Here is a 13,903-nt window from a genome sequence, read left to right on the forward strand (position 1 = left end):
AACTGGTTTGCTAATTGCTGCTACTGTACCTCATAACAGCCGGAAACGCTGTATAGCAGTTCCCATGCTCGTGAGGTACAAAGTTTTTTAGTTTTAGGGAACAGGGAACAGGGAATAAATTGATGTGTACTTCATCAGACTGGGAAAGGCTATATGGGAATAATATTTGATTATTGAACAAACAAGTAGTGGATTGACAAGCCTAAAAAAGTGCCTTAAATGTAGGTTTTGTTAAGCAGCGCAACCCAACGCGACCAATTTGGATTTCCTTACCTCAACCTGACCTACAATTTTTTTCAGAAATCAAACCAGATTACTAAATATCCCCAACTTATTCGACAAGTCGGGGATCTGTACAGCTACTGATAGCTAGCCAAATTTCAGAAGAAACTTACTTTTTCCCAGTCACTTTTTCTAAGAAATTCTGAACATTATCCTCTACCGAAGTTGAACTAGATGAATTTCCTGGATTCTTCATCTGATCAATATCAGCATCTCCCTGAACCTCATTTAGTCCTTGATTTGTCCTTTCTTGAGTTTGTTTCTGATTCAAAGGTTGAGATTTAGCCACTTCGTCAGTTCTTTTTTGAGTCTCCAGCAGTTGGGTTGTACCTTCCTCAATATCACTTTGATAGCTACTGATAGCAAAAGCAGGTGCTGCACTTGATAAAAATAGCAACGTACACGCACAAGCCACAATTAAAAACTGTACTGGGCGTAACAACATAGATAAAACAAAATTCAAAACCTTCATTTTAAGCTCCCAATAATAACTTTAATAACATTCCCAAAACACAATTAACTTATTAATAGGTGTTGTTTTCATTCCTGGGAATATGTAAAATTTGACCAAATTGGCATTTCAGCGTTTCAATACCTGATTAATTATCCTGCTTGACCAAATACTTGTCAGTTAATTTCATCTATTACACTTATACCTCTAAATTACTCACATTTACATCAATCTCCAGATAGAATCCATTTTGATAGATTCCTATCTAATTCAATGTATAAATAGGGCGGTATGAACCATTCAAGGTTTGTAATCAGTCAGGGGAGAAGAGGCAGGGGTGCAGGGTGCAGGTGGAGAAGAAGAAGAGGCAGGAGGTGTGGGAGGTGTGGGGAAAGATTTTTACTATCTAATACCCAATACCCAATCCCCAGTCCCCAGTCCCCAGTCCCCAGTCCCCAGTCCCCAATCCCCAATCCCCAGCATCTATACGTAATTATTGGGAATAAACAAGTAAGATTTCTTTTTTTATTTAGTATACACATTTACTAATTCTGTCTAATAGAATTTATCAATTTAATAGTCAAATATACATATTTTTTAGCCCTTACCCTCATCATCCCCCATGAGTTTCATTAAATACTGCACTTTTATCATGGATAATTCCCCACTGATTTAGCAGATATCAGCAGAGATGGTGGAGCTATTCACAGGAAAATTCACCTATTTGAACATTTATTTAAACATACTACACTTGTATTACTATACTGTCCACTCTTTTTAGGAGCCAAAGTCATGCATATAATCCCTCGCACCCCCACCACCGAAATGGAAGTTACCAGTATTCGCCTGGAACGGGAACTGAAAGATAAACTCAAAGAAATTTCTGGGAATCAAGGATATCAAGCTTTAATCAGAGATATCCTCTGGAATTATGTACAACAAAAGTCAGGTGAGTGGAAACCCAGATTTTCCCAAGCCGATATTCGGGCGAGTATTACAGCAACAGCGCAGCAAGAAGAACGTTGTGTACTCACAGGTCAATTAATTCCACCCCAACAACCAATGTTATTAGGACTGACGAGGAATGGTGATATGGTTCCTCTCAGTGTCGCCAGTTTAGCATCTTAGTTTTTATACAGATAAGTGAAGCCCATTTCAACTCGTGAAATGGGCTATATGAAAAATTGAATTTTCTTCTAGCTATGGATAGATTTAATCAGCACAAAATATCTGCTATTTTATATCTCTCTGGAATTAGATTCAAATTCTATTCAACTCGGATCAAGTATGTGTCTAATATCTGCTTAGATGTTTTGTTCCTTTGATCCTGGTTTATGAAGCTCAAAGGGTTATTGCCTTTATCTGCGTGATTATCGCCAGTTTTTCACTCAGATCGTCTTTGCACCACACCCATTATAATATTTGAGTTTTTGTCAGACCAATAGTAAAGTTACTAGTCTCTCAAACATCCTCTTGGCAAAAAATCTTTTAAAGGACTAAAAATGCCAGTGTTAATACAGTTATATTTCTGGGTTTATTATCGAAAATCAAGAGAAAATACGGTTTATGTATAGTTATGGATCAGATATCCTAGTTCCTAGTTAGTTAATTAAATTTTCAGAAACAGTTAAACTGTATTTGGGTGCATCATTTCAGTAGATTCTCAATATTTTTATGCTGCTATAGACATCAGGTGAATGTATCAGTAACTTGATCATCTGAAATAAAAAAGACTATAACAGGTGGGATAAATTCTTCATCCAGCATTGGCCACTATTCAAAGTGTCACAGTGTGATTAAAAATGAAGGGTATTTGCATAAATTGATTGGGCGAAGAATGGGGTAATTATCCAAAAGTGTGCCATAAATGAACAATTATCTATCATTACCAACAAAATACACGGATGAAATAGAGCGGTTACAATCGTACCCAGTTAAGTTAATGCAGCATCAGGAACAATCAGTCAATGATCTGGCACAAAAAATTAACCACATCCTTGCTAACAGTTCTGTGACTGCATTGATGTTACAAGATATTGCTAAATTGCTGGGTGTCACCTTTAATGTTGACTCTTGCTGCTTAGTTACTGTGACTAACGAGGCTACAGGGAATGTGACTGCTGCTAATTGGTGTTCTGAGGAGTATATCAGAAGGAATCACCTGGGTGAGATGTTACCTATGGAACAGTTAATGATAGACTTGCCGGTGGTGCAATCTGCGGCTGAACCGTTAACAATAGAGGATATTTCCAATATTCAAAACAGTTTGGTAGTTGGTTGTGAATGTCTACCATTACCAATTAAAGCCGTTTTGGCTATCCCTACACGGTTGAGGGGCAAAAATAATGGTGTGATTTGTTTGATTAAATTTCAGCGTTACGATTGGCAAGAGTCCGAAAAAGAATTATTAAAAAATATAGAATCTTCTTGTGCGATCGCCTTTGCTCAAGTAATACAAGCCCAGCTAATTGCTACTCAGCAACAGTATATACAAAAAAATAATTATCATCAAGGCTTAATCAAGCAGTTAACTCTACTGAGCCGGACTAACTTGGAATTAAATCAAATGCTCCAGTTAGCAATCTCCTCTACTGCCGAATCGCTACAAGCAGATCGGGGTTTGTTGATATTACTGAAATATACAGATCCATTATTTAAAAATCAACCTAAAAAGCAAATTCCCAATGCTAAAGTTACCGTGGCTGGTGAATGGAACAGGGAAAGCCAAAATTTCCACAAGGTGAAAGGGGATACGTTAACTCAGACATTTTCTGTAAATGAGTGTAGTTTATGTCAACAGGTGTTTAAAAACCTGGGCAATCCCGTGATTATCAGTGAATATATGGAGATAAACTCACCTGGTAAAGTCGCCCCATTGTTTAGAATTGAGGCGTTGCCGACGGTACTATTAATGTCATTAGAGAGTCAAGGCAAAGTTTTAGGATTCCTAGTATTACAACAAGCCATACCACGGAATTGGCAACCAGCAGAGTTGAATCTTGTAGAAATGGTCTGCGCCCAAATCAGCAATGCCATTATTCAATCACAGACATTAAAACAAGTACAGACTGTAGTTGATGAAAGGACGGCGAAATTACAAAGCAGTCTGGAACTACAAGCCAAATTGCATGATAAAACCCGGCAATATGTGGGACAACTGCGGGAAATTAACGAACTCAAAGATGAGTTTTTGAGCAATATGAGCGATCGCCTGCGCTACCCCCTGACAAATATGCTGATGTCAATTAAAAACTTACGTCTGCCAGGAATAGCACCAGAGCGTCAATCTAGATACTTAGACATTTTAGAGCAAGAATGTACCAAAGAGATTAATTTAATTAACGACTTGCTCACCTTGCAAAAACTTGAGTCTGATCAAGAACCCATCCAATTTGAAACCATCGATTTAAAGAGTAAAATTCAGGAACTAAGTGCCAGCTTTTCTCAAAGGTTAGGAGATAAAGGTTTAAGTATTACAGTAGATTTACCTAAAGAACCTTTAACACTACAAACAGAAATAGATAGTTTTGACAGGATTCTGCAAGAATTATTAAATAACGCCTATACCTATTCTGAGCGTGATACGGTGATTCATCTCCAGGCATTTCAGCAAGTGGAATCACAAATCGATCAAGTTATCATTAAGGTGATTAATACAGGACGTGCGATTTCCCCAGAGGAAGCCACCTATATTTTCGACAAATTCCGTCGTGGTAAAGGACGTTGGCATCCTGGTACTGGACTAGGACTAGCCCTTGTTAAATCTTTAGTGCAGCATTTAAGTGGGGCGATCGCCGTTGATAGTGTAGAAATTTCCGACTCGCCAGTCAGCGAAGTTTGTTTTACCTTAACTCTGCCCCAATTTTCCCATCAAAGCAAAGCATATACTCACAGTGACTGAACAACAAAACATCACAGAAAATCTTGATTTCACCGCCACTAGTGATCTAACACAGCTAGAAACCGATTTGACCATTGATGCAGTTGGTTTACCAGATGTAGTGATAGAAGTCGAGAAAATAGCCGAAAGGCAGAGGAAAATTAGCGCTAAAATCCAGATTCCTCATCCTGTAGAATCCATTTGGAAACTCCTCACAGACTACGAAGCCTTACCTGAGTTCATTCCTAACTTAGCTAAGAGTTCTTTGCTTCAGCATCCCGAAGGTGGTATCCGACTGGAACAAATCGGCTCCCAGCGCTTACTCAAGTTCAACTTTTCTGCTCGTGTAGTGTTGGATTTAGAAGAATACTTCCCCCAAGAAATTAATTTCTGCATGGTAGAGGGAGATTTCAAAGGCTTTTCTGGTAAATGGTGTTTTGAACCTTATTTCCACGGTGACAAACAAGGAACTACAGTCTGTTACACCATTCAAGTTTGGCCTAAACTAACTATGCCCATCAGCATCATTGAACGTCGCCTCAGCAATGATTTGCGGGTAAATCTGTTAGCTATTCACCAACGTTTAGAGCAGTTATAGCGGCTATATTCAAAATCATAAGCCTTTCCTCGATTTAATCATCTGAGAAAAGGCTGGTTAAAAATATGATTTAACTTTAGTGTTCTGGAAATACCCCCAGGGGAATTCGAATCCCCGTCGCCTCCGTGAAAGGGAGGTGTCCTAGGCCTCTAGACGATGGGGGCGTAAGACTCAGACTTTATATAAAATAACTAATTTTCCAGTTGATGTCAACAGTTTTTCCAAAAGATTTTTTCTAGCCTCAAATTGGCGGCAATACATACCCTATTTGGCACTATTTCCTTTCCCCCTGCTACTTATAATAAAGTAATATGAATAACTAAGTATAAAAAAACTCTGGATTTCCCTGGGGAGAAGGGATATGATGCTGTACTCTGTAGAAGTGATATTTACTATTATTTACAAAAGATTTTGAAATCTATAGCTCAAAATCTACAACATGGAAGCATCTTTTGAAATAACCCTACAGATTGTGAGCGTAGTTGTTGCAGGCATTACCGCCCAGGTGCTGGCTGCATACTTCCGCTTGCCCAGTATTGTCTTGTTATTGCTGCTAGGCATTCTCCTTGGCTCTGATGGTCTGGGGGTGCTGCATCCTCATGTTCTGGGTACAGGTCTAGAAGTGATTGTTTCCCTAGCAACGGCAATAATTTTATTTGAAGGCGGACTCAACCTGGATGTACAGGAACTGGGCAGAGTTTCCGTCAGTCTCCAATTGCTTGTCACCCTGGGAACACTGATCACCTTAATTGGCGGTAGTATGGCAGCCCATTGGCTGGGTGAATTTCCTTGGAATATCGCTTTTCTCTATGGCTCGATCATTGTAGTCACCGGTCCCACTGTCATCAGTCCTCTGCTGAAACAAATCAATGTAGATCGGCAAGTAGCCACGATTTTAGAAGGAGAAGGGGTTTTAATTGACCCCGTGGGAGCTATTCTGGCCTTCGTGGTTCTGGACACTATTATTAACGGCGATTCTGACCCGATTAATGCCATCACTGGTTTGGTGATGCGTCTGGGTGTTGGTGCAGCCATTGGTGGCGCAGGGGGCTACATGATGAGCTTGATTTTTAAGCGCGCCAATTTTCTCTCATCGGAGTTAAAAAATTTAGTAGTTTTAGCGATTCTGTGGGGTTTATTTACTCTGGCGCAGACGATTCGCAGTGAATCGGGAGTGATGACCACAGTTATCGCTGGGGCGGTATTTGCTAATTCCTCAGTCCCAGAAGAGCGGTTACTGCGAAGTTTTAAAGGTCAGCTAACAATTCTTAGCGTCTCGGTGCTATTCATTCTCCTAGCAGCAGACCTTTCCATTGCCAGTGTGTTTGCTTTGGGTTGGGGGAGTGTATTTACTGTTTTAGTTCTCATGTTTGTAGTTCGCCCCATTAATATTCTTTCCTGTACTTGGAACAGTAATTTAAATTGGCGACAGAAACTGTTTTTAAGTTGGGTAGCGCCTAGAGGTATTGTTTCGGCTTCTGTGGCTTCTTTGTTTGCGATTTCGTTAACACAGCGCGGGATTAACGGTGGTGATGCCATTAAAGCTTTGGTATTTTTGACAATTATTATGACGGTGGTTTGTCAAGGATTAACGGCTGGAACCATTGCTAAATGGCTCCGAATTACTTCTAAGGATGCCACTGGAGCGGTGATTGTGGGTTGTAATCCTTTAAGTTTATTGATTGCCCGTTTCTTTCTAGAAAAGGGAGAAACAGTGGTGATGATTGATACTGACCCGGAACGTTGTGCTAAAGCCGCAGCTGAAGATATTCGGGTGATTTCTAGCAGTGCGTTGGATGTTTCGGTTTTAGAAGAGGCGGGACTGGCTTCTATGGGAACGTTCTTGGCAATGACGAATAATGGTGAGGTGAATTTTGTCTTGGCGCAAAGGGCGGCTGAAGAATTTAGTCCGCCCCGTGTTTTGGCAGTTTTTCCCCGTGACCCCCAAGCTAATTCCAGTAATAATCAGAAGGTTAACCAAGCTTTTAGTACGGAGTTAGTGATTAAAACTTGGAATGAGTATCTGAATGATGGCAGGGTGAAACTGGGGACAACTACACTGAATGAGCCGGAATTTAGTAAGCAACAAGAACGCATCCAAGAAAAGATTAAGACGGGAGATTTGATTCCGTTATTGGTAGAACGACAAGATAGTTTACAGGTGATGTCAGCCAGTCAAGAGTGGTTAGTGGGCGATCGCATCATATACTTGTTGCATGACCCCAGACCCAATTTATTAAAGCGTTTATCCGGTGGTAGCCAATCAACTCGCCTATCTCTGGAAACTTTACCAGAGATGGAAGAACTACCCTTGGAAAAATTATCTCAAATTTTTAGCGGTGATGCTCCTAAGACGTGAATGCTCTGACTTTATACATTTGTTGTTCTTGCCAAATCAGCGCAGATAAATGTACGACAGCCAAAATGATGGCAGCAACCGCCAAAATATAACTGTGGATTGTGTAAAGGTGTGCAACAGTGACTGTGCTAATAGCTCCACCACCTGTAAGGATGTCTCGTAGTTGCCCACCTATAAATGGAATTGCTTCGATGGTTCCTAGCTCAATGCTAAAACGCCAGTAGCCTTCTTGAGTCCAGTCTAAAAGCATGGCAGTCCAATCTAGACCAATGACGCTTAAAGTTAAGAAAATTCCACTAATCCACGCAGTCAGCCAACTTTTGCTAAATTGTCGCCCTAAAAACATCACAACAATTTGCACCAACGCCACCACGATGACTGCATTCCCAGCCAAATCATAAGCTCTGCGGAACAACCACCCGTAGGGTACTTGCGTATTAATGGTTTTCAGGGATTCATACGCTCCGCCGGCTGTGGGTTCGTAGTAAAAAGAAATCAAAATTCCTGTAGTGATGTAAATTAAGCACAAACTCAGCATCGCTACTGCTAAAATCGTCGCCAGTCGCCGCATAACTCTATCGAACCGGGTACTTTCCATGATCTCCCCTTGCTCTTTTTAGCTAAATATGTATTTTTATGACGATCTTAACTAAGAAAAATTAATTTATTTACCTTTTCTCAAAGAAAAGTAAATTTTTTCAACCCAACTCCCCACACTCCCCACACTCCCCACTCCCCACTCCCCACTCCCTACTCCCTACTCCCCACTACAAATACTGCACCCAAGACTTTAAAGGTTCCGGGGAGCCATACCAAATACCGGGACTTCTAGGAGAATGCTTGACACCAGGAATAATCAGATTTTCTGCCCCTTCCAGATGAGCCGCCGCAATGGGGGTGATCCCGTCTCCCCAGGTATTACCTTGACCGCAGGTTTGTTGATAACTGTTGTAAGCTAACCAGCCACCGGGTTTCCTTTCACCAAAGATAGTTTTACCAGCAACACAAACGTAATTCACACTTTGGTAAAAAGCGCCAGGGTAATTATGATTGACAAAATTTAAATTGCGCCGAGTCCAACGTTCTTGGCTAATATGGGGTGTACCCAGGGTAATCAAACTCGCAACTAAAGGGTGAGCTTTCCAGCAGAGGGATGTTTCCTGAGCAGTTAATGCATAAGGCTGATCTCCCATATATATGCGAGAAATCCAACCGCCGGCGGAGTGAGCAATTAAATTAACTTGAGGCGCGTTATGTTGAGCCAACATCTGTTTTACTGTGAGGTCGAGTTGCTGCACAATGGGTGTCACAGCTCTACCAATAGTGGATAACCAGTCACGTCGCCGCAGTGGTACTGTCCGGGTGGGTATGCCTAAGTGCAGTAATAATTGTTCTAACTGGCGATAGGCGATCGCACTTTCTAGATATCCAGGCACAATAATTGTGGGTAATGGCATTTTTAGTGAATGTGGTTGAGCGAGAGTAAATTTCCTGTGGGGACTACCATTGTTCTGCCTGGAAAATCCCGTTAAATAGCCAATTTGGCTACAGTGCAAAATCGGGTGAATGTGGTAAGATTAAGCTAAACTAAATTCTGTTTTAAAACCCACCTTGCTATTGCTTAAAAAAAGCCCAAAAACGTCCAAATAGTGGGCTAATCCCACCAGCAACTGCCATAAAAAATATAGTTGATGGGATGCCTGCATCAGGGTTAGCGATCGCAAGGAATGGCAAATATCTGAGATTCCAGTCCATATTGTGCAACTCCTCATAAAAATGACAATTGAAAAGTGATAATTTTCCAGTACCGACTTCACCAGAGAAATATTTTCTCACAGAAAAATTAACAACTGGAAAAAACCTATCCTGCCATTTTTCAGTACCAGTATCGAAAGTGATGACTCTTCGCAGGATGCATCTTTTTTCATTAAGATAAAATTGCTTTGCTAGTCAACCGTAACCGAGTTGAGTGAACGATAACAGCTATGTCTTACGTCTCCCTGCTAAAAAATATACCAGAAATCCTCAGTCAACCCACTGGAATCGCAGCACTAGCCTCTCTGGGCATCCACGGTGCTATTGCGATGATTGTGCCATTGATGCCTGTAGACTCCAAGCCATCATCTCAAGCATCAGTTTCACCCCAAACAGTTGGTATCTTAGAATTAAGCCAAGCTGACCAAAACCGACTGCCAGAAATTGCTACTACATTTCCATCCCAACTGGCTCTGCAACCGGAACTACCCCAACAGCCAACGCTTCTGCCTCCCAATCTGGCGAACCCGACAACTGTATTACCTCCCTTACCACCTCCTGTCTATAGGCAGCCTGTATTACCGCCAAACATCACATCTAACTATCGCATTGTGCCGAATCGCAATGTCTCCTTACCCCCAGGGCGACCCATCCCAGCACCTAACATTGTTGCTAGACCTGTACCCAACATAGCGCCTCCTACCCAGGTAGCTACAGCGCCTAGTCAGGAATTTGCATTTGATACCTCCGGTTTCAACGCCAGTAATCAAAGATTTACCCCATCTGGGCGCAGTTTTAATCAGAGCGAAGTCAGAATAGCCAGTCAAGCAATTCCTGTAGAAGGATTACCCAGAGTAAATTCGGCTCAACTACCTGCGGATTTACCCAATACTCCCCCCAGAGCCAACCAAACCCCACCGCCTGCTAATAATACAGCTGCAAATAATGCCAACCGAGAGCTAATCGCGCGGCTACAACCCACCCCAAAAGCTCAAGATAACTTAGTCCTATCAAATCAAAGTATTCCCAAATGGCAACCAGGAACTACAGCCAAAATACCTGAGTTACCCTTTGAAAAAGTGAATCAGCAAACAGAAGTCACAGCTCAGTTAACTTCCTACGAAAACCTGAGAGCAAAAATTCAGGAAACCTACCCAAATTCCCAAGAAAAACCAGTTATCCGCGAAACCATTCTTGCCAATCAACCCAACCTTCAAGGCACAGTCTTGGGTTTCTTAGTGGTAGATCGTGACGGTAAGGTTTTAGATATTAAATTCCAAGGGGAATCAGTATCTGCTGAGTTGCAGTCAAAAACCAGAGAATATTTTAGTGGTCGGACTCTGAAAGGCAATCAGCAAATCAGCAGCTATCCTTTTAGTCTTCGTTTCCAAAATAAGGACACCACTGTTGAGGGGAACCAAGAGCAGACACCCGCAGCTAGTGTCAAACCATTACCAGACCTGCAAATTACCAATGAGCAACCGGGCGCAGTGGTAATTCCCCAGTCATCGAATACACCCAAAGTCAACAATAATTCACTCTCTTCTACTCTAGAATCTGGTCAAAAACTGATCCAACAGTTACGCCAAGTGCGAGAAAAAAGAGAAGATTCTAGTCCAGAATAATCGGGATTGGGGGACAGGGAACTCCAGAAAATAAATTATCCAATTTCACTGTTTCAAAACGACTATCCCTCCCCCTGCTCCCTGCTCCCTGTCCCCCTGCCTTCAAAACGATGGGATATTTTTTTAGTTGGAAGTCCCATCTTTTAGGCTTCTCCCCCAATTACTACATCCCGAATCCGCAGACTGGGACCACCACAACCAACAGGTAAGCCATTTTGTCCATTTTTACCGCAACCGCCAGACTCATCCCAATAAAAGTCATCGCCAATGGCTTCAATATCGGCTAGGGTTTGGAAAGCATTACCGGCAAGGGTAACATCCCGTACAGGTTCGGCTATTTCACCGTTTCTAATCATCCAGGCTTCCCCAGCGCTAAAGGTGAACATTTCGCCGTTGGTCATCCCCCCTAGCCAGTTACGGGCGTATACTCCGGATTTGATCCCAGAAAATAAGTCCGCTACTGGTGTTTTACCGGGTTGAATCCAGGTGTTTGTCATCCTGACAATGGGATTAAAGTGATAATTAAGACAACGAGCATTACCAGTGGGTGCTTCGTTTAATTTGCCTGCGGTTTCACGGGAATGTAAACGCCCGACTAAAATTCCATCTTGAATAAGTTGCGTAGTTGTACTGGGTGTACCTTCATCATCGTAAAAATAGCTACCGCGATGACCTTCTGGGGCAGCACCATCAAAAATTTGGAGGTCTTCTGTGCCGAACCGCCGTCCTATGGTCATGACTTCCAATAAATCGGGGTTTTCGTAAGCCATATCAGCTTCGGAAAGATGTCCAAAGGCTTCGTGAACAAATAAACCTGTCAGAATGGGGTCTATGACTACTGTGTAGGTGTTGCCTTTGACTGGTGGTAAAGTTAAGGCTGCGATCGCTCTTTGGGCGGCACTTTCGACTTGTTGATCTAAAGCTGTTAAATCTTCGTAGGCTTTGCGAGAACCTGTAGTTTCCCTACCTGTTTGCACTGTTTCACCGTTTCTGGCGGTGGCGGCGAAGCGCATTTCCATATCTACCCAAGATTGTTCGATTAAGGTTCCTTCTGAAGTAGCAATAATCACTTTATGACTGCTGTCACCATAGCGGACTGAGGTGGTGGTGATGCGGGGATGTACGCTTTTTAATAAATCCGTATAGCGATCGCACAGTTCTTTTTTCTCCCTAATCGGAATTTTGCGGGGATCACTACCTGTGAGGGGGAGTTGGCAAATTGCTTGGACTGGATCAATGGGGGCCAGGATAGTTTTTTCATCACCTACCATTCTAGCTGCGGCGATCGCCTCTTCAATGCGTTCTTTAATGGTTGCTAGTTGGTTAAAGCTGCTGAATCCCCACCCACCTTTATAACAAGCGCGAATATGTCCACCAATGGAAATGCCTTCACTCAGTGTTTCTACTTGGTTGCTCCGTAAGAAAATATCTGTTGCTTCGGCTTGTTCGAGGCGGATAACTAGGTAATCTACACGGGATGAGTAGCGGGTGATGAGGTCGGATAGGATGTTTTGGGTGTCGGTGAGGGTGGTTAGCATTTGGGGGATTAAGAGGCAGGGGAGCAGGGGGGATTAAGAACAAAGATGGTTTAATGAAATGGGGCAATTTATTTTCTGGAAATCCCTAAGATTTTAACGCAAAGGGGCGCGGAGGTTAGCGCAGAGGTACGCGGAGGGAAGAGTTAGGGGAGGAGGTGTTTTTCGGCTATTTTCCAATAACGAGAGAATCTTTTCAGGTCTATGTAGCCATCGTATTCAAAGAATGGGTCTGTTTCCCAGAGTTCTAGGGGTAAGTGTTTTTCGATTTGGTCGCTAATATGATTAAATCGGGGACTGGGACTGGTGGATGTCACGACTAAATCAGCATTCTGTTCTTGGGCAAATGCTAAGATTTCTTGGGCTACGTTACCACGACGAATGATTACGGGTAGTTCTAATAAGCATTCATAAATAAATGTGATCCGTTTGAGACTGAGTTGCGATTCTGCAATTAATTCTTCGTCCCATACCCAGATGGCTGGGGCTTGGGGGTATTCTTGTAAAGCGGGGTTGTCAGGACTCAAACAGTCTCCATGTACCCAAACTATTGGTTTATTCATTTTTTGCCTTTTTGCCAACTTTGACTATTGGGTTTTTGGGTAAATTCACCTTGGGGAAATAGTCGTTGTTCTAATTGTTCATAGCTACCTTCAAAGTCACAATGGCCGTAGAGGGGACATTGGCGACAATAAACACCTTTGGTATAGCGTTCTAAGTTTTCACGATTGAAAAAATAAGGTTTATGGCTGAAAGTGCTGGCGACCCACTGCCATGACATATTATTACTTGCAGGGTCGCCATCTAGCAGGTGTTCTAGAAACCATTTGGCTCCAGCTTGCCAACGAATCCGCCGCCAATGGACAATGTAAGCGGCTAACCACATCCGGATATGGTTGTGTAAGTAGCCAGTTTGCCGCAATTCATGGCTGAAGTTATCAATACAAACCATTCCTGTAGTCCCTGCGGTGATATCTGCTGGTAGTTTGTCAGCGTAATCTTTGGGGGTGTACCCAGTTTTGTATTCTTCTTGATCTTCCCAGATGCGATCGCCTAGTTTGACATATAATCTCTGCCAATAGTCACGCCATCCCAACTCATTAATCAGTTTACTAGCATCATTGGGGTCTTGTACTTTTTCTAGGACATAATCTTTAATTTCCCGCAAACTTAAAACCCCATAACGAATATATGGAGAAAGTCGGGTTACAGCACCAGTTAAAGAGTTGCGTGTCTTTGCATAAGCTACAGGATTAACTTTTTGCAGTGCTTTCTCAGCAGCTTTACGTCCCCCCACAGTTTCACTAATATGATCATCCCGTTCTACCGCATTGGGGAATTGTTCCCGTAAGTAGGCTATTAACTCATCGCGGTTCTTAAAATCACGGCGCATATTTTTAATTCGTAATTCGTAATTC

12 protein-coding genes and 1 tRNA gene are annotated in these 13,903 nt (G+C 42.2%); 5 read left to right on the forward strand and 8 right to left on the reverse strand.

Annotation, left to right across the window (positions count from 1 at the left end; genetic code table 11):
- Positions 1-391: 391 nt before the first annotated feature.
- Entirely contained in the window at positions 392-754 is a 363-nt protein-coding gene (locus tag ACM0OP_RS03370) for a hypothetical protein (protein WP_414526976.1), read from the reverse strand.
- 771 nt (positions 755-1,525) lie between these two features.
- Here ACM0OP_RS03370 and ACM0OP_RS03375 point away from each other — a divergent pair.
- The 3 genes from ACM0OP_RS03375 to ACM0OP_RS03385 all read left to right on the forward strand — a co-directional run bounded on the left by ACM0OP_RS03375 (position 1,526) and on the right by ACM0OP_RS03385 (position 5,211).
- Positions 1,526-1,861, forward strand: coding sequence for a ribbon-helix-helix domain-containing protein (locus ACM0OP_RS03375; protein WP_414526977.1), 336 nt, complete (start codon positions 1,526-1,528; stop codon positions 1,859-1,861).
- Between the two features lie 739 nt (positions 1,862-2,600).
- Positions 2,601-4,634: a GAF domain-containing sensor histidine kinase gene (locus ACM0OP_RS03380; protein ID WP_414526978.1), complete on the forward strand. Its 2,034-nt coding sequence runs from the start codon at positions 2,601-2,603 to the stop codon at positions 4,632-4,634.
- Positions 4,627-5,211: an SRPBCC family protein gene (locus ACM0OP_RS03385; RefSeq protein ID WP_414526979.1), complete on the forward strand. Its 585-nt coding sequence runs from the start codon at positions 4,627-4,629 to the stop codon at positions 5,209-5,211. The genes ACM0OP_RS03380 and ACM0OP_RS03385 overlap by 8 nt, the downstream gene beginning before the upstream one ends.
- Positions 5,212-5,302: 91 nt before the next feature.
- Here the strand turns inward: ACM0OP_RS03385 and ACM0OP_RS03390 are convergent.
- A tRNA-Glu gene (locus ACM0OP_RS03390) sits at positions 5,303-5,375 on the reverse strand.
- Positions 5,376-5,650: 275 nt separating this feature from the next.
- Here ACM0OP_RS03390 and ACM0OP_RS03395 point away from each other — a divergent pair.
- Positions 5,651-7,570, forward strand: a complete 1,920-nt coding sequence (locus tag ACM0OP_RS03395) for a cation:proton antiporter (protein WP_414526980.1) — start codon at positions 5,651-5,653, stop codon at positions 7,568-7,570.
- Here ACM0OP_RS03395 and ACM0OP_RS03400 read toward each other — a convergent pair.
- From ACM0OP_RS03400 to ACM0OP_RS03410, 3 genes are all read right to left on the reverse strand, one after another.
- Positions 7,560-8,168 carry a cytochrome b N-terminal domain-containing protein gene (locus ACM0OP_RS03400; protein ID WP_414526981.1) on the reverse strand — a complete coding sequence of 203 codons (609 nt, stop codon included), beginning with the start codon at positions 8,166-8,168 and terminating at the stop codon, positions 7,560-7,562. The two genes, ACM0OP_RS03395 and ACM0OP_RS03400, sit on opposite strands and share 11 nt — an antisense overlap.
- A 169-nt stretch (positions 8,169-8,337) precedes the next feature.
- Positions 8,338-9,027 carry an esterase/lipase family protein gene (locus tag ACM0OP_RS03405; protein WP_414526982.1) on the reverse strand — a complete coding sequence of 230 codons (690 nt, stop codon included), beginning with the start codon at positions 9,025-9,027 and terminating at the stop codon, positions 8,338-8,340.
- 157 nt (positions 9,028-9,184) lie between these two features.
- The gene (locus tag ACM0OP_RS03410; protein WP_414526983.1) at positions 9,185-9,325 is read right to left on the reverse strand and encodes a hypothetical protein; all 141 of its coding nucleotides are present in this window, start codon (positions 9,323-9,325) and stop codon (positions 9,185-9,187) included.
- Between the two features lie 230 nt (positions 9,326-9,555).
- Between ACM0OP_RS03410 and ACM0OP_RS03415 the strand changes: the two genes are divergently transcribed.
- Positions 9,556-10,950, forward strand: coding sequence for a hypothetical protein (locus tag ACM0OP_RS03415; protein WP_414526984.1), 1,395 nt, complete (start codon positions 9,556-9,558; stop codon positions 10,948-10,950).
- Between the two features lie 143 nt (positions 10,951-11,093).
- Here ACM0OP_RS03415 and ACM0OP_RS03420 read toward each other — a convergent pair whose 3' ends face one another.
- The 3 genes from ACM0OP_RS03420 to ACM0OP_RS03430 form a co-directional block, all read right to left on the reverse strand.
- Entirely contained in the window at positions 11,094-12,488 is a 1,395-nt protein-coding gene (locus ACM0OP_RS03420) for a TldD/PmbA family protein (protein WP_414526985.1), read from the reverse strand.
- A 143-nt stretch (positions 12,489-12,631) separates the two neighbouring features.
- A complete protein-coding gene (locus tag ACM0OP_RS03425; RefSeq protein ID WP_414526986.1) occupies positions 12,632-13,048 on the reverse strand; it encodes a hypothetical protein in 417 nt (138 codons plus the stop codon).
- Entirely contained in the window at positions 13,045-13,878 is an 834-nt protein-coding gene (locus ACM0OP_RS03430; RefSeq protein ID WP_414526987.1) for an FAD-binding domain-containing protein, read from the reverse strand. Before ACM0OP_RS03430 ends, ACM0OP_RS03425 begins: the two co-directional genes overlap by 4 nt.
- Positions 13,879-13,903 lie beyond the last annotated feature (25 nt).

The organism is Nodularia chucula CCY0103 (genome assembly GCF_963923915.1).
GTDB classification, from domain to species: domain Bacteria; phylum Cyanobacteriota; class Cyanobacteriia; order Cyanobacteriales; family Nostocaceae; genus Nodularia; species Nodularia chucula.

What these genes read in the sequence shown, in the direction of transcription:
- ACM0OP_RS03410 (WP_414526983.1), bottom strand. Translation starts at nt 9,325, where the DNA reads ATGGACTGGAATCTCAGATATTTGCCATTCCTTGCGATCGCTAACCCT.
- ACM0OP_RS03380 (WP_414526978.1), top strand. Translation starts at nt 2,601, where the DNA reads ATGAACAATTATCTATCATTACCAACAAAATACACGGATGAAATAGAG.
- ACM0OP_RS03375 (WP_414526977.1), top strand. Translation starts at nt 1,526, where the DNA reads ATGCATATAATCCCTCGCACCCCCACCACCGAAATGGAAGTTACCAGT.
- ACM0OP_RS03425 (WP_414526986.1), bottom strand. Translation starts at nt 13,048, where the DNA reads ATGAATAAACCAATAGTTTGGGTACATGGAGACTGTTTGAGTCCTGAC.
- ACM0OP_RS03430 (WP_414526987.1), bottom strand. Translation starts at nt 13,878, where the DNA reads ATGCGCCGTGATTTTAAGAACCGCGATGAGTTAATAGCCTACTTACGG.
- ACM0OP_RS03395 (WP_414526980.1), top strand. Translation starts at nt 5,651, where the DNA reads ATGGAAGCATCTTTTGAAATAACCCTACAGATTGTGAGCGTAGTTGTT.
- ACM0OP_RS03420 (WP_414526985.1), bottom strand. Translation starts at nt 12,488, where the DNA reads ATGCTAACCACCCTCACCGACACCCAAAACATCCTATCCGACCTCATC.
- ACM0OP_RS03370 (WP_414526976.1), bottom strand. Translation starts at nt 754, where the DNA reads ATGAAGGTTTTGAATTTTGTTTTATCTATGTTGTTACGCCCAGTACAG.
- ACM0OP_RS03400 (WP_414526981.1), bottom strand. Translation starts at nt 8,168, where the DNA reads ATGGAAAGTACCCGGTTCGATAGAGTTATGCGGCGACTGGCGACGATT.
- ACM0OP_RS03405 (WP_414526982.1), bottom strand. Translation starts at nt 9,027, where the DNA reads ATGCCATTACCCACAATTATTGTGCCTGGATATCTAGAAAGTGCGATC.
- ACM0OP_RS03415 (WP_414526984.1), top strand. Translation starts at nt 9,556, where the DNA reads ATGTCTTACGTCTCCCTGCTAAAAAATATACCAGAAATCCTCAGTCAA.